This is a genomic window from Martinezella sp. CNPSo 3732, assembly GCF_057784515.1.
Map to the genome: position 1 here is coordinate 58,158 of NZ_JBXSOO010000010.1, position 22,058 is coordinate 80,215.

General features: G+C 58.3%; 16 protein-coding genes. 6 read left to right on the plus strand and 10 right to left on the minus strand.

The window, feature by feature from the left end; translation table 11 throughout:
* The first annotated feature begins 232 nt into the window (after positions 1-232).
* The 3 genes from AC13RM_RS17685 to AC13RM_RS17695 are packed head-to-tail and all read left to right on the plus strand — an operon-like array spanning position 233 to position 5,006.
* Positions 233-1,723: an efflux transporter outer membrane subunit gene (locus AC13RM_RS17685; protein WP_374818067.1), complete on the plus strand. Its 1,491-nt coding sequence runs from the start codon at positions 233-235 to the stop codon at positions 1,721-1,723.
* Positions 1,724-1,727: 4 nt separating this feature from the next.
* Positions 1,728-3,047, plus strand: a complete 1,320-nt coding sequence (locus AC13RM_RS17690; protein ID WP_374818069.1) for an efflux RND transporter periplasmic adaptor subunit — start codon at positions 1,728-1,730, stop codon at positions 3,045-3,047.
* Positions 3,048-3,050: 3 nt separating this feature from the next.
* The gene (locus AC13RM_RS17695; protein ID WP_374818071.1) at positions 3,051-5,006 is read left to right on the plus strand and encodes a MacB family efflux pump subunit; all 1,956 of its coding nucleotides are present in this window, start codon (positions 3,051-3,053) and stop codon (positions 5,004-5,006) included.
* 398 nt (positions 5,007-5,404) lie between these two features.
* Here the strand turns inward: AC13RM_RS17695 and AC13RM_RS17700 are convergent, their stop codons facing one another.
* The 9 genes from AC13RM_RS17700 to AC13RM_RS17740 all read right to left on the minus strand — a co-directional run bounded on the left by AC13RM_RS17700 (position 5,405) and on the right by AC13RM_RS17740 (position 15,894).
* Positions 5,405-6,670, minus strand: a complete 1,266-nt coding sequence (locus AC13RM_RS17700; protein ID WP_374818073.1) for an ATP-binding protein — start codon at positions 6,668-6,670, stop codon at positions 5,405-5,407.
* Positions 6,667-7,398 carry a response regulator gene (locus tag AC13RM_RS17705; RefSeq protein ID WP_113231278.1) on the minus strand — a complete coding sequence of 244 codons (732 nt, stop codon included), beginning with the start codon at positions 7,396-7,398 and terminating at the stop codon, positions 6,667-6,669. Before AC13RM_RS17705 ends, AC13RM_RS17700 begins: the two co-directional genes overlap by 4 nt.
* Positions 7,399-7,636: 238 nt before the next feature.
* On the minus strand, positions 7,637-8,692 hold the full coding sequence (locus tag AC13RM_RS17710; protein ID WP_374818076.1) for a hypothetical protein: 1,056 nt from the start codon (positions 8,690-8,692) through the stop codon (positions 7,637-7,639).
* 18 nt (positions 8,693-8,710) lie between these two features.
* A complete protein-coding gene (locus AC13RM_RS17715; protein ID WP_374818079.1) occupies positions 8,711-10,042 on the minus strand; it encodes a glycosyltransferase family 4 protein in 1,332 nt (443 codons plus the stop codon).
* A 34-nt stretch (positions 10,043-10,076) separates the two neighbouring features.
* Positions 10,077-10,940, minus strand: a complete 864-nt coding sequence (locus AC13RM_RS17720) for an FkbM family methyltransferase (RefSeq protein ID WP_374818081.1) — start codon at positions 10,938-10,940, stop codon at positions 10,077-10,079.
* 123 nt (positions 10,941-11,063) lie between these two features.
* Positions 11,064-12,236, minus strand: coding sequence for a polysaccharide biosynthesis/export family protein (locus tag AC13RM_RS17725; RefSeq protein WP_374818083.1), 1,173 nt, complete (start codon positions 12,234-12,236; stop codon positions 11,064-11,066).
* Positions 12,237-12,293: 57 nt separating this feature from the next.
* A complete protein-coding gene (locus AC13RM_RS17730) occupies positions 12,294-13,223 on the minus strand; it encodes a helix-turn-helix transcriptional regulator (protein WP_285172101.1) in 930 nt (309 codons plus the stop codon).
* Positions 13,224-13,957: 734 nt separating this feature from the next.
* Positions 13,958-14,692 carry an ABC transporter ATP-binding protein gene (locus tag AC13RM_RS17735; RefSeq protein ID WP_374818085.1) on the minus strand — a complete coding sequence of 245 codons (735 nt, stop codon included), beginning with the start codon at positions 14,690-14,692 and terminating at the stop codon, positions 13,958-13,960.
* Positions 14,689-15,894: a KpsE/RkpR family capsule polysaccharide export protein gene (locus AC13RM_RS17740; protein ID WP_374818087.1), complete on the minus strand. Its 1,206-nt coding sequence runs from the start codon at positions 15,892-15,894 to the stop codon at positions 14,689-14,691. The genes AC13RM_RS17735 and AC13RM_RS17740 overlap by 4 nt, the downstream gene beginning before the upstream one ends.
* Positions 15,895-16,533: 639 nt before the next feature.
* On the opposite strand from AC13RM_RS17740, the gene AC13RM_RS17745 reads away from it, so the two are divergent.
* The 3 genes from AC13RM_RS17745 (at position 16,534) to AC13RM_RS17755 (ending at position 21,117) form a co-directional block, all read left to right on the plus strand.
* Positions 16,534-18,651, plus strand: a complete 2,118-nt coding sequence (locus AC13RM_RS17745) for a capsule polysaccharide biogenesis protein (RefSeq protein ID WP_374818089.1) — start codon at positions 16,534-16,536, stop codon at positions 18,649-18,651.
* Positions 18,648-20,015, plus strand: coding sequence for a glycosyltransferase family 4 protein (locus AC13RM_RS17750; protein WP_374818091.1), 1,368 nt, complete (start codon positions 18,648-18,650; stop codon positions 20,013-20,015). The genes AC13RM_RS17745 and AC13RM_RS17750 overlap by 4 nt, the downstream gene beginning before the upstream one ends.
* Before the next feature lie 61 nt (positions 20,016-20,076).
* Positions 20,077-21,117 (plus strand): FkbM family methyltransferase, encoded by a 1,041-nt coding sequence (locus AC13RM_RS17755; RefSeq protein WP_374818093.1) that lies wholly within the window; start codon positions 20,077-20,079, stop codon positions 21,115-21,117.
* Between the two features lie 36 nt (positions 21,118-21,153).
* Here the strand turns inward: AC13RM_RS17755 and AC13RM_RS17760 are convergent, their stop codons facing one another.
* Positions 21,154-21,963: an ABC transporter permease gene (locus AC13RM_RS17760; RefSeq protein WP_488555361.1), complete on the minus strand. Its 810-nt coding sequence runs from the start codon at positions 21,961-21,963 to the stop codon at positions 21,154-21,156.
* Between the last annotated feature and the right edge of the window lie 95 nt (positions 21,964-22,058).

The following is a 22,058-nucleotide window of genomic DNA, read 5'->3' on the forward strand; positions in this document are numbered from 1 at the left end:
CCATTTCCCCTCCGCTTCCAACCAACCGAGATCCCCCCGGACGCCCCTGTTGGTTGGAAGGAGCGGCCCTTCGCCGGGCCGAATGGTCCGGGAACGCCCCGCCCGGCGCTCCCGGACCGATGGCGTGTGCGCAGCGTCATCCTTCTTCGCAGAGGAAAAGCGATGGTCTTCCTCATGCTCCATGCCTTCCTGGCCTCAATCGAGGCCAGCCCATAGGATCAACAAGCCAGGGATGGAAATCTTGCCGATATGTTTGCGCTCAAACACGGGACCGTCGAATATTGCCATTGCCGCCATAGTCGTCGGAACATTGACAGGCTGCGTCGTAGGACCGGATTATAATACGCCCGACCTTGCCGTGCCGGCGCATTGGGGCAGTAAGACGTCGAAGGAAATACAGCCGCCGCAATTGTCGCAATGGTGGAAACGGCTTCGTGATCCCACGCTGGATGCTTTGATTGAGGAGGCCGTCGCAGGCAATCTCGATGTTGCAACAGCGAAAGCAAAGATACGCGAAGCTCGCGCGACCTATCGCGAGCAAAGAGGCGCACTTCTTCCGACCGTTGAGGGGACAGCATCAGCAACGCGCACCCGAACGGCTGCCTCTGACGGCACCCCTGCCAGCGTCTACAATGAGTACGAGCCGGGATTCGATGCAAGCTGGGAACTCGACCTGTTCGGCGGCAACAAACGTGCCGCCGAAGCTGCGAAATACGGCGTCGATGCCGCGGAAGAGGATTTACGCGATACGCTGGTAACGCTCGTCGGGGATGTTGCTTCCTATTATGTTCAGGCCCGTGAGTATCAGGCCCTGCGTGACCTGGCGCAGCGCACCGGCGTCTCACAGCGAAGGACGGCGGAATTGACGCAAGCTGAATTCAAGGCCGGGACAGCGACAGCCATTGACGCTGCGAAAGCAGCAGGCGAGGCGGCCAGCACTGAGGCGGATATTCCAACCTATGAAACCTCCTATGCGCAGGCAGTTCATAAGCTTGCCGTACTCCTTGGTAAACCGCCAGCAGCCCTCGACGAACGTCTAAAGACCGGCGGTGCCATTCCACGACCGAAGCTTGATGTCTCGACAGGTATTCCCGCCGATATCCTCTTGTCCCGTCCTGACGTTCGCAGTGCCGAGCGCCAACTCGCACAATATACCGCCAAGATCGGTCAGGCCGAGGCGGATCGCTATCCTTCAGTCTCGTTGACGGGCAGCATCTCATCATCTGCCACAAGCATTTCGGACCTTGGCAAGAAGTCAACGATCGGCTGGTCGTTCGGCCCATCGCTCACCGTACCGATATTCCAGGGTGATCAGCTCAAGGCTGCGGTGGATGTCGCCAAGGCACAACGCGACCAATATTATATCGCCTACCAGTCGGCGGTCTTGACGGCTATGCAGGATGTCGAAGATGGCATTGTGTCACTGACGCAAGAGAGACTGAAAAACGCCAAGCTTGTCGTTTCCGCCGCATCTTATCGCAAGGCGGCAGACTTGTCCCACGAGCTAAATCAGGCCGGCGCAGTCGATTACCTTAACGTGCTTGATGCGGATCGCTCAGTCTACAGCGCCGAAAGTTCGCTTATCCAAAGCACCGCAAATATTGCTTCAAATTACATTTCCCTCAACAAGGCGCTGGGCGGAGGTTGGGACGGACAGGTCGATGTCTCCGCGCCTGTCGTCGTTGACGCCGATACGGGTCCACATCTGGCCAAGGCCAAATAATCTCATGTCGAACACACTCGAACATAAGGCACCGCCGACCGTCAGCCCGAAACGAGCCAAGGATGCAAGCTCTCTTCCCACCAAAGTGCTCCCAAAGCGGAGCATCAGACCGCGGCACATGCTCTATGCAGGTCTTCTTGCCTTTGCCGCAATCGGCATTCTCTCTTTCCAATACGGCTATTTCGACCGGCAGGCGACATCGGCCATCACGGCGCCGGTGACGCGAGGCAATGTCGAGGAAGCCGTGCTCGCATCCGGCACCTTCAGGCCGATCAAGCTGGTCGCGGTCGGCGCACAGGTCTCCGGTCGGATCACAGCTGTTCATGTCAAGCTTGGCGATACCGTCAAGAAGGACAGCCTTGTTGCCGAAATCGACTCGACCACACAGAGCAACGACCTGAAGACCGCTCAGGCCTCCCTGGCGAACGTTAGGGCACAGCGCCAGGAAAGCGAGGCCGATCTTGAAAACGCGCAGACGACGCTCGTCCGCCAGCAGACGACATTCCGCAACCAGGCAGGCTCCAAGGCGGACCTCGACAGTGCGGAAGCGAACGTTAAGAAGATTACCGCCCAAATTGCAGCTCTCGACGCGCAAATCACATCGGCCGAAGTCGCGGTGGAAACAGCGCGCGCCAATCTTTCCTACACGCACATCACGGCGCCGATGGACGGCACGGTGCTCGCCATCGTCAACCAGCAGGGCCAAACGGTGAACGCAGCGCAATCGGCGCCGACGATCGTCATCCTCGGACAAGTCGATACGATGATCGTTCGCACCGAGATCTCCGAAGCCGATGTCGTCAAGGTCAAGGTGGGGCAACCGATTTATTTCACCATCCTTGGCGATCCGAATAGCCGGTATGAGGCCACATTGCAGTCGATCGAGCCGGCACCTGAATCGATCACCAGCGACAGCAGCATCACCTCGTCGTCGACCACAGCGTCATCGAGCAGCAGCACGACATCGTCATCTTCGACCTCGGCGATCTACTACAACGGTGTGTTTGCAGTGCCGAACCCCGATAATTATTTCCGCACCTACATGTCGGCGGAGGTTCACATCGTTCTCGGACAGGCCAAGAATGTGCTCACCATCCCTTCCTCTGCATTGGGCGCCAAATTGGCCGAAGGATCTCGCATCGTTGAGGTCGTAAACGACAACGGCAAGAGGATCCGACGTAATGTCATGGTCGGCCTCAACAACAACGTCTCTGCGGAAATCCTGTCCGGCCTCTCTGAGGGAGAGAATGTCTTGGTCGGCGAGGCAAGCAATGCAGCCAGTAAGAGCAGCAGTGGCGGCCCTCCCCCTCCAATGGGGTTCTGATGCATGCCTTCTCCGATTATCGAATTGAAGCGCGTGCGCCGCGAATATCAATCCGGGGATCGCACGATCGCGGTCTTGCAGGATGTCGATCTATCCATCGCCGAAGGCGAAATGGTCGCGATCGTCGGACCTTCCGGCTCGGGGAAATCCACGCTGATGAACATCATCGGTCTATTGGACCGTCCGACTGCCGGCACGTATGCGATCGCTGGCGAAGAGACGCATCGCCTAGACAGCGATGCGCTATCCAAACTGCGCAGAGAGCATTTCGGCTTCATCTTTCAGCGCTATCATCTGCTTTCCGAGCTGACGGCGATCGGCAATGTCGAGGTACCGGCCATCTATGCCGGGCAACCGAGTGAAACAAGACGAGCGCGCGCGGCAGCGCTTCTTGAGCGGCTCGGCATGAGCGAACGAAACAGCCATCGCCCGGGCCAGCTTTCGGGCGGCCAGCAGCAGCGAGTTTCGATCGCTCGCGCCCTGATGAACAATGGCAACGTCATTCTTGCCGACGAGCCCACGGGCGCCCTAGACCGGCAGAGCGGTGAGGAAGTCCTGCGTATTCTGGGCGAGCTCCATGGCGAGGGCCACACGGTCGTGATCGTCACTCACGACATGAACGTCGCCGCGCGCGCCGATCGCATCATCGAGATCTCCGACGGACGGATCGTCGACGATCGACGTACGCGCAACGAAGTTCCAGCATCGCGGGCCTCCGCTACTGCGGCCGGGTTCGGCAAATTCGGCTGGCGAGAGATAGCCGGCCGGCTGACGGAGGCCTTCCGGATGGCACTCCTTGCACTCAAGGCTCATCGGCTGCGCACCTTCCTGACCATGCTCGGCATCATCATCGGCATAGCCTCGGTCGTCAGCGTCATCGCGCTCGGCGAGGGATCGCAGCGCAAGGTTCTGGAAAATATCAATAGCCTCGGCACCAACACGCTCGAAATCTTTCCCGGCAAGAGCTTCGGCGATACGCGCTCGGGTCGCATCAAGACCCTGGTGGTCGCCGACGCCGATGCATTGGCGAAATTGACCTATGTCGCCGCCGTTACACCGACCGTCTCGACGAGTAGCACCGTGCGGGTCGGCTCGACGGAGGCGAACGCCCTCATCAATGGCGTGGGAGATGCGTATTTTTCCGTGAAAGGATCGAAACTTATCACAGGGAGATTCTTCGATGCGGATAGCGTGACGCGCTTGTCGCAGGATGCGGTAATCGATCAGAACACTGCGACGACCTTGTTCGCCGACCGCGGGCTCGATCCGCTCGGGCAAACCATTCTCGTCGGCAAGGTTCCCGTGCGCATCATCGGCGTCATCGCCTCCCAGCAAGGCGGCTTCGGCTCAAGTGACAATCTTTCCGTCTATCTGCCCTATACTGGCGTCCAAGCCCGCCTGCTGGGCGACATGTCGTTGCGCAGCATTACGGTACGGGTCGCCGACAATACCGAAAGTTCTGCGGCGGAGGCGGCCGTCACGCAGTTTCTGGAGCGCCGCCATGGCACCAAGGATTTCTTTATCCTCAATACAGACGATATTCGCCAAACCATTACCAGCACGACCCGAACGATGACCCTGCTCGTCTCGGCAATCGCCGTCATATCGCTGCTGGTCGGAGGTATCGGCGTCATGAACATCATGCTCGTCTCGGTGTCAGAGCGTATCGCCGAGATCGGCGTGCGCATGGCAGTCGGCGCGAGACGCCAAGACATCCTCCAGCAGTTCCTGATCGAAGCCGTCCTCGTATGTCTGCTGGGTGGTGCATTCGGCATCGCGACCGCGCTCGGCTTCGGCTTCGCTTTCAACTATTTCGGATCGAACTTCACGCTCGTTTATTCCGCAAGTTCGATCATCCTGGCCTTCGCATGCTCCTGCGCGATCGGCCTGACCTTCGGCTACCTGCCGGCCCGCAACGCATCGTTGCTGGACCCTGTCGCGGCATTATCAAGAGACTGATATTTCTGGGAAAAAATCAACGGCGGAGCCGGAAAGCAATCCGGCTTCGCCATTCGTGTTGGGGGCGTCATGGCGAAGCCGGGTATGCGGGGCGACCAAAGCCTGCTCGAGCCAAGCTACTGATCGATCACGATTTTACATCAGTTGCCAGCACTGACATTTCTGAATGTTGCTGAAACAAGGCATTTTGGGGAAATTTAATGTCTCGGCTTTTCCGCCGGCGCGAATTATTTGGTAAGTTCTGTAACCTTACTTTCAATATTGGTTTATGTAGAATTTTCGAGAGTTCTACGTAAGTAAAGCCTGTTTGATCGCGCGGATGTTCCGTCAACAGATCCCGTCCCTGCCAGGGACGTCCAAGCTGCGATACCACGATGGTTTGGGTCGCGTCGCTCGTGCTAGCTTGCGACCTTGACCCCGGCGCTCTTGAACGACACGACCTGCTCCAATCCGTGCGGCTGACGGTTACGCACAGTGATCTCGCCCTCGAATCGGGTGACGATCTCACGCGCAATGGCCATGCCAAGGCCGGCTCCCGGAAAAGACCTTTGCCTTGCGATGTCGATCCGGAAGAAGGGTTCGAAGACCTGATTGAGCCGATCCTCCGGAATGCCTGGTCCGGTATCGACAATTCGCACAACGGCTCTATTGCCAAGGTGCGTCACCGTCACCATCGCAGACTGGCCGTGCGTTGCCGCATTGATGAGCAGATTTCGAAGGGCTCGGGTGACGGCGAGAGGGCCTGCACTGATCGTTGCCTGCTCCAGTTCGCCGCTCGTGACGTTCATATCGATCGCTTTCAACTCGGTGACGATATTGCCGACGATCTTGTCAAGCCTGACCTGCTCCAGACTGTCCTTGGAAATCTCTTCCCGAACCAGCCCTATCGCGCTGTCGGCGATCCTGTCGAGCTCCTCGAGGTCGGCAAACCACTTGCGCCGCTCTTCATCATCCCGGATGAACTCGGCCCGCAGACGCATCCGGGTCATCGGCGTTCGCAGATCGTGTCCGGCGGCAGCAACGAGCCGCATACGGCTTTCCGTGGCGGCCTTCACCCGGGCCGACAGGCCATTGAGCGCCTGCGCGGTCGCCCGAATTTCTCCCGGTCCGCTTTCCGCTATGTGCGGCAGGGTGCCGTCGGGATTGATCGCCGCCGCCGCCTCCTCCAGCAGACGCAGCGGCTTCATGATCTTCGAGGCGGCAAAGATGGAGACGAGTACGCTGCCGATGATGATGAGACCGAGCCACCCCACAAGGATTTTCCACCCGCCCGGCGGCGGGCCATGGTCCGGCATCGGCATGATCAGCCAGCTGCCGTCGGAGAGCTTCAGTGACGCGATCATCTCGCCCGTCGACTGGCGTACTATGGCGGCCTCGCGCATGCCTGATCTTCGAAGCAGGGCTTCCATCAGGAAGCGCGACAATTCTTCGTCACGTTGGCCTTCAGCAGGCCCAGGGGTAACCACCAATCCCGCCGATGCCGCGGTGGTTCTGTCCTTCTCTGCGAAAGTGGCAAGAATGGAAAGCTGGTGGGCCATCCGTTCGATCGTCATGTCCGGCCGCGGTCCGCGCATGACAAGGCTTGCCACGAAAGACGAGGAAATGACGACCAGAACGATGGCGGTCATCAAAAGTAACGCCAAGCGCGCGCCAAGCGACCTCATGAATCGCCCTTGATGGCCGTCACCGGAACGACGAGCTGATAGCCTCCATTGCGGATCGTCCTGAAGATGGGCTCCTCTACCGTTTCTCCAAGCTTGCGGCGCAGCCGGCTCATCAGGACGTCGATCGAGCGATCAGCCGGATCGCGGTCGCGCCCCTGGGTCAGATCGAGCAGCTGATCACGCGACAGGAGCCGACCGGCACGTTCCAAGAACGCCTTCAGAAGGTCGAATTCAGCGCCCGTCAGCGAAATCACCTCGCCACTGTCTCTGCTGACCCGACGAAGCTGTGGGTCGAGCATCATGCTCGCGAACTGATAGCGCCTCTGCTCGGGCTCCAACGAGGAATCCTCGTTCGTGCGGCGCAGGACCGCACGGATGCGCGCGGCCAATTCACGCGGGTTGAACGGCTTGCCGAGGTAGTCGTCGGCGCCGATCTCGAGACCGAGAATGCGATCTATGTCTTCTTTCAGGGCAGTCAGCAGAATGACCGGCACACGAGGGCGGCGGTTTCGCAGATCGCGGCAAAGATCGAGGCCCGACCCATCGGGAAGCATGACATCCAGGACGAGGAGATCCGGATGACGCCGGTTGAGCGCATCGTTACATCCGCGCAGGTCGCTTGCCGTCGACACGCGGAAACCCTGTTCCTCGAGATATCTGCTCAGAAGAGAGCGTATTTCGTGGTCGTCATCGACTATCAGAATATCGGGTGCGGCGCTCGCGTTCATGGGATTCATTCCGTTTTCTCAATTCTTATACAAACTATAGTTTGCCTGAAAAGAAGGGTTTTGCGGCGCCAATACGGAAAAATCCGACCGGGAAACATTCATTTACAAAATTCCCGACGCTGGAAATGTTGGGTAACAAAATAATGCGCAGAAAATGGAATCCGCTGCCGATGACGTGTCAACGCGTCGAAGGGCGTTGCTCACCCGTGGTCATCAGAGCCAGTCCGTCACCCGGCTATCAAGCCGCTCGCAGCCATTCGACGCTCCAGGCGGAAAGCCGCCCTTCAATGGCACCGCTGTCCATCATCAGCCGAATTTCGATCGGCGCACGTGGGTCGATAATATTGACCGGTACTGCCGCCTCGAAAGAGCCGGTGCCTTCGGGGCAGACACGCAGGCTCCCTAGCAATTCGGCAGCATGCACCTCCAGGGTGAATATCTGCCCCTGACAATCTTCGTCGACATCGAAGGCAAATTTCGCATTCCACCGACCTGGCGGCAAGTGAAGATAAGGACCATAGATCAGGCACCGGGCTCCCCCGGTGAGGTCGACAAGATCGTCCAGGGCCTGCCCCAGGCTGTCGCCTGACAGAAATGTCTCCTGCGGCCAGAAAATCGTGGCGCGCGGGCTTTCCCGACGGTCGAATTCCAGAGGACGAAGAACCTTCCTTGCCGTATCGCGCAGTGCCTCGCTAACCTCCGGGACAGCCTCCTGCGGCATCAGATATCCTGCGATCACCGCCGCTGCAGCCTCCTCCAGTTTCGGCGGCTCGGCATGCGACGGCTGTCCGGCCGGCGCCATTCCCACATGAAGAAGCGCATTCGCGATTTGCTCAAATTTGAGATCAGTGCTGAAATGCCGGTCTATCGTCTTCAGAAGCAGATCTATGCTGCCCTTTTGAGCGATGTCGTTGCGACGTAAGACCAGCGCTCCGGAAGCGCCCGCCAGCGGCTCGAGGCAGGCAAGGCTGGCCGAGACGGCCCTGACCAAGCCGATATCCCGCTGCTCGGTCGCCCGAGCCAGATATGAGACCGCATCGAGCGGATCCTCGAGAAACAACAGAAACGGCACATTGACCCTGAGGATCAATTCCGAAAGCCGGGCTTCCGGAAATTGCGAGACAAGAACGGCATGCATGCCCTTTCGCGCCACGACATGCTGCTTGAGGTCCTCCACCGTATCGGTTGCAATGACCGCATAATCGCCGAAGGCTTCGCGGGCCAGGGCATGCACCGCGGCAACGCCCCAGGAGGACATGACGCCCGGCATCCCGAATGCAAAGAGAATGGTCATGATCCGCCCTTTCTGCGGTTATCCGTTGAAGAGGCTGTCATAAAGCGCGCTCACCTTCTGTTGATATCGATCCGTCGAAAAACGGGCGGCCTGCCTGGGGCCAGACTTGGCAAACGAGGTGCACAGCCCGTCGTCCTGATCCAGACTGACGATCGCCTTGCGCATCTCCTCCGTGTCATAAGGATCGACCAGCAGCGCGGCATCTCCGGCTATTTCGGGGATCGATCCCTCCGTGGAGCTCAGGACAGGCGTTCCAAGCTGCATGGATTCCAGCACCGGCAGCCCGAAGCCTTCATAAAGCGAAGGAAACAGCACCGCCCGCGCGCCCCTGATCAGGCTGATCAGCAAGGGATAGGATACGAAATCGAAGCGCTGGATCTGCCGCTGCGGCAGGATGCGGTCTTCCGCGCGAAGATAGAAGCGAAACCGGTCGTCATCAATGAGCTGCTGCGTTTCCGCTCCCTTCCATCCCGGAGCACCCACGATGATAAGCGGCTTGGAAGTCTTTGCGGCAAGATAGGCCTCGATCAGACGTGAGATGTTCTTCTTCGGCTCGAAAGCACCGAAAAAGAGGAAATAGCCCTTCCAATCGAGATGGAAGATGCCGGCAACCTCATCGGCGACCACATCGGCCGGCTTCTCGCGAAGTCGCTCCGGCACGTGAACGGCCTGGTAGGTATTGCTCACGCGCGCCTCATCGGCACCGAGAACCCTGATGATATCGGCCCTCGACGTTTCGGATACCGTGACGATGTGATCCGCTCGCCGGACCAGGGAGCGCAGCATCTTGTAGTGATAGCGCTTGTCGTCCTCGGTCAGATAGGGCAGCCGCAAGGGAACAAGGTCATGGATCGTGTAGATATTCAGCGCCTTCCCAACCGCAATCGGCATCGGATAGGTGCAATGGAGAAGATCCGGCTGTGCCTCGAACTTCATTGTGAGATTATTGCCGTAGCGCTTGAAATGATGGCGCGCGAGATGGAACAGGTCGCTGGAAGCATAGGCCAGGGCTGCATCGCCGAGCTGCACCTGAAGAGATTTGAGAATAACCGTTCCGCTGAGTGGAATCGGAACCGGCTTCACACCAAAGGGCGCGGCGATGCGACGACGCAGCCAATGCCGAACTTCGGATAATGCTCCGCGCGGGCGGGCGCCGGATGCATCGAAGAGAACAACCTCCCGCAATACCGGGTCCTTCGGAACCTTCCCCGGAATTCCGTAAACAACTCCGGTCTGATAACCAAGCGAACGGGCCGCCGACATCAGACTGCGGGTGTAGGTCGCAACACCCGTGCCCTTTTGCAGAGAAAGATTGAGGCCGTCGTAAAGGATCGTCTGGCTCACTCCCATCTCTCCTTCAGCATCTGGAAATCCCTCGTCGCTATCAAGCCGGCTTGTCGCGCGACAAGACGAGCAGCGAATCATCGGCCGCATATTTCGAAAGCAGGTCTTCGCTGGTGATGGGAACCGCCTCGCCGCTGAAATCGAGGCGCCGCATTGCCCCGTAGATGCCGACGAGCCGTTCGAGAAAACCGGATGCGTCGGCATAGCGGGCAGGATTGAATTCGACCACGAGCATCGGCTTATGGCGGGCAATGGTCTCGGCCATTCCTTCGAGTATCACCTCCTCCGCCCCCTCCGCGTCGATCTTTATGAAGTCGACGCGCGAGCAGGAGGCGCTCATCCCGTCGAGGGTCGTCACGGGGACCTTTATGACGACACCGTCCTGTGGGCGAGGTTGAAACACGTCCGAAACGATCTGCGCGTTCTTCGGTTCGCTATGGGGAACATATAAAGACGCTTCTCCCGATATCGTTGCACCAAGCGCTGATGTTTCGATCCGCGTCCGTCCGAGCAACCCGTTGAGCTCGACGCTGCGACGCAGGAAATCGGCGGCATGGGGATTGGGCTCGACGGCGATCAATTCGCCCCTGATACCGACGAGTTCGGCAAGCAGAAGGGAGTAATAGCCAAAATTCGCACCGACATCGATCGCGGTCATTCCGCGCTTGACGTTGCGCGCGCAGAACAGCGTCAGCCAGATTTCCCAAAAGCCGTCCAGAAGAACATGGGATCCGAAACCTCTATCTCGGGTGTCTACATAAAGCTTGTAGCGACCGAGTACACGCACCAAGGCCGTGTGGTTTCCGAGGTAGGCGCTGTTCACGCGCTGCAAGATGGCGGTTTCGGCCTGATGCCGATCGAACGCCATCAATTCATGAAGATGTAGCAGTGCCGAAGAACTCATTGTACCTCTCTCGTTCCAGCATGCCCGTAACGCATTCCGCAGGCCGGGCAACATCAGGAAACTCCCTCGATCGCCGCGAGATTATCCGCCTCCGGCCTGTCCCTCGCCTTTGCTCCGCCGTTTTCAGTTTGCCGCCGACGCGGAGATGCCGACCGACGCCGCCGACAGAGCCGTCCCGGTAACCCCCTGGAAGAGGCCCATGAACTTCTGGATATCGATCGACGAGGCATTGGAGATATAAATTATATCTCGCGGCTGAACCTCGAAGTTCTGCATCGCAAGCAGCGTCGAGCCGTTTTTCAGGTTGAACCGATAGACGATCGGGACAGGTCCGCCACGGCGCAGCAACGGATTGCTCGGCGCAACAATGCGGCGGGCGACCTCAAGCGGTTCGTATCGGAAAAGGAAGACGCCCGAAGCATCGGCGCGGCTATCCTGCAAGCCTCCCGCCCGTGCAACGGCGTTCGCCATGGTCAAATGCTGAACGCTGAAGGGGACCTCGCCGCTCTGACCTGAGGCGCCAAGAATCGTATAGGTAACCGGCTCGCGCACCACAGTGACCACGTCTTCGGGCCGCAATCTCACGTTTTCGCGCGGATTTTGAACAATCGCGGTAAAAGGCAGATGCATCGTTCGCCCGCCACGCGTCAGGTAGACGACGCTGTCGTTGACGCCGGCGCGCAATCCTCCCGCCGCGGCAATAGCATCGAGTATTCGGCTGCCGGCGGGCGAAAGTGCGACGCGTGCACCACCGGCCACCTCGCCTGTAACCGTGACGGTGTTCGACGAGCTTTGCTGGACGGTCACCAACGCCTGCGGCTGCACCGCCTTGCCCGTCAGGCCGGAAACCACCGCCTTTTCGACCGACGCCGGAGTGCGGCCGGCAGCCGTAATCCGGCCCACATAGGGAATACTGATCGTGCCATCGCTGTTGATGGTTTGCGGCGGGATCATCACCGAACTACCGGTCGCCTGTTGCTGCCCCGAAACGCTCGAGGCCATCCCGAACAGACTGCCGGGAGGCGCCTCCCAAAGGCTGACGGAAACGACATCGCCAACCGCGATCCTGAGGCCGGGATCCCGTGCGCCCTCACCGAAATATGCCGCAAAGCTGGCTTCCGGTCGCGCGACGCTCCTGACCAACGCCGTCGATGTCACATCGACCACCGCGAATGGCGGCATGGCGCGCGCGGCCGCTTCCTCTAATATGCGGGAGGCCTTGGGGCCGGCCTCCGGTAATCCACAACCAGTAAGAACGCAGGCAAGAACGCACAGTAGTCCGAACTTCAACGGCATCGATGATCCTGATTGGCATGGAGGCAGTTTTGACGAGGCAACATCGTGCCAAGCAGGCTAGGCCGTTCCGGCATCGTCGCTACGCTCCCGGGAAAAACGAAGGATCGACGATGGGCTGGAGCCGTAGGCATGTTTGTAGAGAACGGAGAATCGCCCGGGATTAGAGAATTGCAGGCTCATGGCAAGATCGGTGATGCTTTCGGCCTGACCGCCCTTGATGGCGCCATGTGCTGCGGCCAGCCGGTAATTGCAAAGGATTCCCATCGGCGTATCGCCGCGATAGGTCTTGAACATACGTTGCAGCGCGCGCGGGCTGCAGCTCGCCGCATGTGCGAGATCCTCCAGCATGATGGCATTATGCAGATTGTCGCGCATGAATGCCTCCGCCCGCAGGAGCTGCCGCGGCGCGTTATCCAAGGTGCCTCGATTGAAGGCGTCGGACAGATTGTGCGGCAGCTTGGCAAACAGCTTGACCAGCAGAAGCTCGCTGTAAGCCTTGGCGAGCATCATCCGCTCGGTTTGGCGAGCTGTCGTCAAATCTTTCTCGGCCTGGCGCAGTGTCTGATAGAGCCCTTGTGCGCCGCCTTGACGAAAGCTCACCGGTGCAAGCGCAAATTCCTGCACATAGGGTTTCCCGGTCAGCTCCTCGAAATGCTGGCGGATTACCGATTCTGGGATCTGAAACAGCAGCCAGGAACTGCGCGGCTTGATCTCCAGCCGCTTTCCCGCCCGGTCGCTGATGCTGGCGACGTAGTTGGCAGGAATGCGCAAGGATTTGCGCATTCGCCGATGATTGATCTCTATTTCACCTGCGAGGACGAATACGATGCTGACGCGCGGCAAATCCTGCTTCGCGATCCCCTCGAGGCTGGCCGAATGCTCGGCGCTTATGATCGAGGCCGACTGAAGCGGTTGCTTGCTGAATTTGAAGGAATAATCGCCTGATGTTTCCGAGGGAACCGCCCATTTCCAGTTTGGTTCAAGCATGTCAAGGTTGCGAATGATTGCATCCCGGGAATATACCTCGAAAGTGCCAACGCATTGCTCGACAACTCTTTCCAACATCGCCATCCGCTAATCCTACTCAAAATCTCAGGTTGTATATTAGCCATCGCTAACGCTCGATTTCTATCTAGGCTACATTTTTCTAGCGTTCGTTTTTGACGACTCCATTACTTTGCTCCCGTGCCCACTTCGGGATGCAAGACGTTCATCGTAAGTTGCATTACCTATATTTAAATTAGCACGACGAATTTTAGCACGACAGTACAGATAGTGACGATGTTATACAGAATCCTACCTCTTCGTAGCGCGGCCACAGGTTGAGTATCCCCAGCGACGATATCGGACAAAATAATCGCTGCCGGCAAATATATTCGACATGCTTACGGGCAAAGGTTGCAAAAGTAGTTACTAATTTATCTTGATCGAATTATCGGAGGTTCGTTGCGTGCACAAGGCTCGCTGGTAAAATTGAGAAGTCATGCGACTACCCGGGCTTGTGGCTGAAACAATCTGCGCGCTACGTTCATTTTAATTATTCTAATACATGATGAGGCTTAGGTAGGAGCCTGCGTCAGCACCCGGAATGCCGCTGTCCGTATATAGCCGGGTCCCGCAAAGCACAGAGACGCGGTGCATTCTATCGTTCTATATTGTGCCAATTTGCAAATACAGCGTGCACTATTGTTGCCTATCTACACGACAAACAGACGGCGGCTTTACAATGTGGAGTAGATACGAAACGCCGTTTCTATGTCGTCGAAGACGCGGCCGCGACCATTCTTCAATACGAGCGCCGACTTGCACAGATCCCCGATCATATTGAGATTATGTCCCACAATGATCATCGAGCGATCCTTGCGCTTGACGAAAAGCTCTTCGAAACAACGGGATTGGAAGCGTTTGTCGCCAACGGCCAATACCTCGTCGATAAGATAGCAATCGAAATCGATGGCAAGCGACATGCCGAAGGCCAGCCGCGCCCGCATGCCCGAGGAATAAGTCCTGAGAGGCATGCGCAGATAGCGGCCAAGCTCACTGAAATCCTCTACCACATAGCGAATTTCATCGAATGGCTTGTCATAAATGCGCGATAGGAAGCGCATGCAGTCGTAGCCAGTCATCGAACCGCCGAAGCCACCGCTCAAGGCAATGGGCCACGACATCGACATGTTGCGTACGACCTTGCCCGACGTTGGCTCCTCTATCCCTGCGATCATGCGCACAAGCGTTGACTTGCCGGCCCCGTTGTGCCCGAGGACGGCAATCTTTTCACCGCGACCGATCTTGAATGTCACGCCATCGACCACGCGACGCATCCGGCCATGCACCTCATATTCCTTGACGAGATCGAACACGCCGACAATGCCATCCTCATGCCAGGGTATTTCGCTCTTCGGCGCCAGCGTCCCCGGGGAGGCAATCTGCATGAGACTGGAAGGGAGACCCGTCATTGCTGAGCCGCGTGCTCATATACCTGGATCGTGAAGAAGCGCACGATCCAGAATGTCGCGAAGCAAATCGCAAGCAGCATCAGAAACGAACCAAGGCGTTTCGGGTACAACGCATGATCGGGCAAATTCGGATCGGCGATTCGTTCCAGATACAATTGTTGCCGCTGCGCATCGATCCTGGCATTTTCCAGGGAGGTGGTCGCCGATGTCAGCATCTTCGCTGCCATTTCCCTCTCCAGAAGCAGCTGCTCATATTGCGCGATACGGGGCGCCATCGAGCCGTCATCGCCGACGATACGAGCCCGTTCATCGCTGATCTGCCGTTCCATCGCCGCCACGCGCGCTCTCAACGCCTCCCCTTGCGGACTTTGCGGCGCCTGTTCTTGCAGGGCCGAAAGACGCGCCTTGCTGTCGGCCAGATCATCCGAAAGCCGGGCAATCATGTCCAAGGCGGCAGACGATTGCTTGCTCGGGTCGACAAGCGCTTCCCGATTGCGAAAATCGGTCAGGCTTGTCTGCATCTTGGACAGTCTCGTCTGGCTGTCATTTACCTCGATCTGAGCATAGCGAATGGCATCCTCACGGGCGCGATCGTTGAGCCGGTTGATGAGCTCTTCCGCATGCTGCACCAGGGCATTGGCCAAGCGATAAGCATCATCGGCGCGAAATGCACGCACATCCAGCGTGGTCACGCCGCTGCCGCTATCGGTATGCACATTGATGGAACGGAGATAGTGCTGATACAGCTCCTCATTATTGGCTTCGGCCCAGGGTAGCGGATAGCGGCTGAGGAAGTCGCCTTCCGGCCGGGAAAGAATAGCTTTCAGATCGTCCCTGCTCACCAGCGCGTCGACAGCTGCGCGCGACTTGATGAACTCGGTGACGATGTAGCTATCATCCTGTGCGCGGACGAATCCGGTGCTCTGAAGGAAACCGCTGAGCAAGCCGGCTGCATTTCTATTAGGGCTGCGCACGACAAATTGCGTTTCGGAAGCATACTGATCGGAGCAGATGAAACCGTAATAGATCGCCCCGAACAGGCCAGGAACGACGACGATCAGCAATAGCAGCAGTTGAGATCGAGTCCATCGCGCGACAGAACGCGGCCAGGAAACGGGTTGACCTATGACGACACCGGATGAGCGTGCACTCACCAGCCTAACGAAATCAGTGAATTCCTTATTATTCTCGATGCGGCTCATTTGGGACCATCAAATCTCTCTTGGAATGGTCAGAACCACCCCACAGCTGCCCTTCCGGAGCTCCGATCAAGCAACCCCAGTCAGCCGGCCTCCATCGTTTGGGCTCGTCGTTCCGAACAACGCACAGGACGATTTCGACGGCAATTTATTTTGCAAGAGATTCCCATATATCCTTTGAAAGTCAAATATATTTCTGGGATTTCGAAATTTTTACATACGGAAACAAGAATAATTTGCCTTATGTCGCAATTAATACTTTGGCGACGCGATCCGTATGGCGAGGCCGAATTGCGGCGGCAATAACTGCCATTCGGTTAGCCGTTTCACCCTCATTGCTGGTTCAAGGAATTCGGTATGGGAAAGTTCGGGGGTATCTTGAAGCACGTCGGCAGTAACTTTGCCTCGGATGGTCGTGCAGACCTGTTCATCGGCCGTTTTTGCCGAAGCCTCTTGAAATTTCTCCTGAGTAGGCGTCGCAACCTCCCATTTTCGATACCGGAAGATGTCATCCAGCTACCGTTGCCCTTCATGCCCCAAAAGGCGGTTCCGCTCATGCAGCCAGCCGTGAGCGGGCATGGCAGGCAGTTTCGTTCAGGCGCTGGTCATCGCTCCTAGCGGACATCTTTTTGGGGGACTTATATGCACATAGATTCGACGATCTTTCCCCCGGAGGCGCGGTCCTCGGCAAAGACAGACGAGCAGCCATCCTGGTTGCCCCCGACCAACGCGCGGCTGCTTGCTTTTCTTCCGACACGTCAGCGCTTTCCCCTCATCGGCCCCGCCTTCTCCGCGTCCCTCAAGCCGATCGAATTGACGATGGGGGCCGCAGATGGTGTGGTCAGTTGGGGAGACGGGCCGCTTGCCCGACTGGCACGCCTCTATGCGCAAGTGCTGCGTCTGCCGTTCTGGACGGTGGCGGGCGGCTTCCTGCAATCGGCCGGTCAGGACGCCACATCGCCGATCTCCATCGTTGCCGACGATCTCGGTATTCATTCTTCTGCCCGCCAGCCATCGCGGCTGGAGGCGCTGCTTCAAAATGTGCCATCCGACACGGAGATTCAGCGCGCCCGCGACCTGCGGCGATGGATCATCCGCGAGCGATTGTCCCAAGACAATCAGCTGCGGGACGAGGCAGTTTCGCTTCGCCGAAGCCGTCGCAGGCGCATCCTGCTTGTCGACGAGGTGATGGGAAATCACACTGTGCAAAGCGCCGGTGCCGATGCAGCGACCTTCGCAAGAATGTGGACGGCGGCTCTTGCCGAGGAAAATGCCGATGTCATCGTCAAATGCCATCCCGACGTTATCGCAGGCCAGGCCCGGGGCTTTCTTCAACCCTTCGCCCGAACGGCTGGCGTGCAACTTGTGGACCGCGCTGTTTCGACACATTCCCTGCTGGACATGGTGGATGAGGTCTGGACCGTGTCAAGCCAACTCGGGCTGGAAGCGTTGCTGCGGGAAATACCCGTCGTCACCTTCGGCATGCCCGCCTATGCCGGCTGGGGACTGACTGCAGACCGCGCCGTGGGCACGGTCGCAACGACCGCACGCTCGCGTCGTGGACGCCGTGTCAGCATAGACGAGTTTGCTGCTGCTGCGCTCTTTCAATATTCCCGTTACGTCGATCCTGTCTCGCGTAGCCCGATCACGGCCGAGCAGGCGGTCGAACGGCTGCTCGAATGGCGCACGCACGCCCGTGCGCTCTCCGGCCGTTACCTTTGCGTCAATTTCTCGCTTCACAAACGCGCGGTCATGCGCCGCTATCTGAGCAGCCCCCGGTCGCAGGTGCAGTTCGCCACCAATCCGAGCGCGTCAGAGATCCAGGGTGCCGACACCATCGTCCTTTGGGGGAACACCACTGCTCCCGATGAATCCATTCTGTGGAAGCAGGGCAAGAGATTGCCGATCATTCGGGTTGAAGATGGCTTCATTCGCTCCTCCGGCCTCGGCAGCTCGCTGGTGCCGCCATCTTCGCTCTGCTTCGATGACCAAGGCATCTATTTCGATGCCTCCGCTCCAAGCCGGCTGGAGACGATCCTGAACGGGACGAATTTCGACGATGCACTTCTTGCGCGTGCAAAGCGCCTGCGGCAAGCCATCGTCTCGATGGGCATCACCAAATACAATCTGCCGCCGCAGCCGGCGCCGGATTATCGCGCTCTCGCCGAAGGCCGCGATATCGTCCTCGTGGCCGGACAGGTGCCAAACGACGCTTCGCTGCGGTTCGGCATGGCAAGTCATTCATCCGATATCGAACTGCTCAAGGCCGTACGGCGCGCGAGACCGACAGCCTTCATCATCTACAAGCAGCATCCCGATCTTCTGGCGAAGGCGGCCGGTCGTCATCCGCCTCCATTGCCACCGGCGGAGGCTGCAGATCTCGTCATCGGCAATGTCGATCTGGATAATCTCCTCGACGCTGTCGACGAGGTTCACGTCGCAACATCCCAGATCGGGTTCGAAGCGCTGCTGCGAGAAAAGCCGGTATGGTGTCATGGTCTCCCCTTCTATGCCGGCTGGGGCCTCACGCAGGATTCAGTCGTTTCGTTGCGGCGAAAGCGCGCTTTAACGCTAGACGCACTCGTCGCCGGCACGCTCATCCTCTACCCCCGATACTGGTCGAACATCACCAATCTTCCGTGCGAAGCGGAAGACGTGGTCGCCGAACTCTATCGCTCCCGTCTGGGCACGGCTCCCAATCCATCACGGAGGCGCTGGCTGGCACAGGCCATCCACATGCTCGAGGCTAGAAAATTATGACCAAGCCCATCATTATGGATATTTCCAGATTGATGGAACGGGCGCATTGCCCGACGCCCACCGGTATCGATCGCTATGAGCTTCATTATGCGAACTGGTTGAACGAGCGTCGCAAACGGACTACCTTGACCGATCTCGATGCGTTTCCGCCACCGTCGTGGTTTGTCGAAACTGGCCATAACGGCGCCGTCGCCATTCCGTCCGAGCGGGCGGACAAGTTGGTCTCCATGCTCAACAGCCGCTGGTCGGCAACAGAAATCTCGCCCGCACAGGCCGCCCTTCTCGAGCGGATTTTCGCCGCCATCGATGGCAAGATCAGGTGGCAGGCTGCAGCGGAAGTGAAGGCAGGCGAAGCACATACGCAAAAACTGCGCAAGATCGTACATGCTGTTGCCAATCGCTTCGCGCACGGTCTGATGCTGCCGCCCAAGGCTTCCTTCGTCCACGTATCACACAGCCGCCTTGATCGGACTTCGGCTTTTTCGTGGCTGGGAGAAACCGGCCGGAACGGCGTCTTTTATGTTCACGATCTCATCCCACTATCGCATCCGGAATTCGTCCGGCCGGAGGAGCCGGAGCGGCATCGCCGCAGGATGGAGACGGTGCTGAAACACGCATCGCTGGTGCTTTGCAATTCGCAGGTAACCGCACGTGCCCTGCGCACGTTTGCCCAGCAGAGCGACAGGACACCCCCCTCGATCGCCGTGCTGCCTCCAGGCATCGAGCGCTGCTTCCTGTCTCCGCCAAACGACATGCCACGCCCGCGAATGCCCTACTTCGTGACGCTCGGAACAATCGAACCGCGCAAAAACCACATGTTGCTGCTGCACCTGTGGCAACATCTGGCCGAACGCGATGGGGCGACGGCTCCGCGGCTCGTCATCGTCGGCAAGAGGGGGTGGGAAAACAGCCACATCCTGGCAATGCTGGAGCGATGCCCTGCCCTGCCGGGACTTGTCATCGAGGTGCCGGGGCTGGAGGATGCGGCTTTAGCGCAGCTGGTCGCTGGCGCAGCTGGTCTTCTGGCCCCATCCTTCACCGAGGGTTACGGCATGCCTGTCGCCGAGGCCATCGCGCTCGGCACGCCCGTCATCGCCTCCAACATCAGTGCCCATCGCGAAGCCGCCGCCGGACAGCCCGCTATCTTTCTCGACCCGCTTGATGGGCTGAGCTGGAGAGCCGCGTTGGACATGATCACCGCAACGCCGCAACGCCGAATGAAGCCCGGCCTATCGAGCGGGTGGGATACGCATTTCGATGATTTGGAGGCGTTGATCGAGGCCGATTTTTCGGCCCGACGCCATGCTGCCCAGAGGGCTCCGAGGCGCATCGGGAGAATGTCGACCTTGCCGGTTTTGCAGTGAGACGCAGCAGTGCAGGCACAACAAATAACAAAGTTGGCCAGCAGGACGTGGGAGCAGCGATGTGACAAGCTTTTACGACATCGAGAATTGCTACAAATTCATTCTCGGCCGTCCGATCAACGACGATGAGCGAAATGTCATCGGCCACCATCTCCTGCAAATCACCGACCTTCCGCTGGACGACCACCGCAGACGCTTTCTGACTTCCAACGAATTTCACCAACGTCATAGCGAATTGCTGTTTAACAATTTCGTGCCGAGATCGATCGTCGTGCTTTTTGAAACTGCATACAATTTCAAATTGTATCTGGACCTTCGCCAATATCATATTTCTTTTGGCATCATGAACGGTGAGTATGAGAAGTTCGACATCGAGCTCGTGAAGGCCATCGTGCCCGATAACGGGCAATTCATCGATGTCGGCGGCAATGTGGGGTACTATTCCCTCTCTGTCGCAGCCCATCATTCCCCATTTAGAGGAACGGTTCTCGCCTTCGAGCCTTTGCCGAAGTTCTGCGAGCTGTTCGCCCGATCGATCGTGGAGAACGGATTTGGAGACCGAGTGAGCGTTCACCAGCTCGCTCTTGCCGAAGTTCCGGGAGAATTGCCGCTTAATGACGCGGGCGAAACGGTCAACGCGGGAGCCACGCGACTGATTACTACCCGCGCTGAAGCCAAGGCCGATCGCATGACCAAAGTCGAAACACTGGATCGTGTTATCGGCAATCTGCGGCCTGATGTCATGAAAGTGGACATACAGGGAGCGGAAGGCTTGTTCCTGAAGGGGGCGCAAAGAACCATCGCCAGATGTAAGCCTTCTCTATTGATGGAGATCAATCACGATATGCTCTCCATTGTCTCCAAAACCGCTCCAGGCGCGATCCACCGTCAGCTCGCAGATTTCGGCTACCACATCTGGACAAGTTCCGGGCATCGCCTGACGCGAATGGCGACATCCGAGGAATTCAACTCAAACTTCTCGGCCGGCACCGTGGCAAACATATTTGCGGTTCATGAAGATCGTGCAGAGGACGTCGACCGGCGGCTTCAGCAGCTGGAGTTACAACGCTCCCACGCTCCTTGGAATTCCAGAGCCAGGTGACAAACTATGCCAAACGTTAGCGCGCCCGCCGCAGCGTCATTCGAACTTGATGTGATTGCGTGCCACGTTGATCAGGAAGAGCCCGACAGCCGTCGTAAACAGGCAGCACTTCGCAAGGTAATCAATGTCATAGAAGGTTTGCACCGAATCGCCGAAGACGCCGGCGCGAAAAAGCTCGAAGCAATGAACGAGAGGGACATAGAGCGCCAGCTTCTGGGCGCCACTGGGAAGCCAGGCCACCATGAAGAACATGCCACAGATCGGCAATGTGAGATATTGAAATGGCGGCACCAGCTTCTCAACAAACTCGAACCGTTCCGAACCGGCGGCAAAGATGAGCGCCACCGCGAAAGAGAGCCAGGCCATGAACAACCAGCCCGCCAGCACCAGAGCGAGATTCTGATAGGGCGGAATGATGTTTGCCAAACGCGCAACCGTGTAGACGAGGATGAGAGCGGCGGTCGTGCCGGCGGTCTCCAGAAGCGCACGGGCAATCATGGCGTCAGCCAGGCGGATCTGGCGATGATACATCAAGGGCATATTCTGGCGCAGGCAAGAAACCGCGTGACCGGTTATGTGGCGCCAGAGCGTCAGCGGCATGTAGCCGCTCAAAACGAAGGCCGCGACCGTCAATCCGTGCGCCTCGTGATTGAGCAGCGTCCACATGATCATGACACCCGTGGTCAAGATCATCGGCTCCAGCGCAAGCCACAGGAAGCCGATGTTTTCCCGCCCGTAGCGTATGAGCATTTCGCGCATGATCAGCGCACCAAGGACGCGACCCTGAATCTTCAATCCGGTGATGAACTGGGGACCCCCGCGCGCGTTTGCCGATACCTGATGCACCCGAAGCCCTCCTGGTTGCTATCCCATCTCCATCGGACGGTCGGTCAACGATACCGACGAAGGGCAACCGCTCAATCTTCATTGCGTCGGGCTCG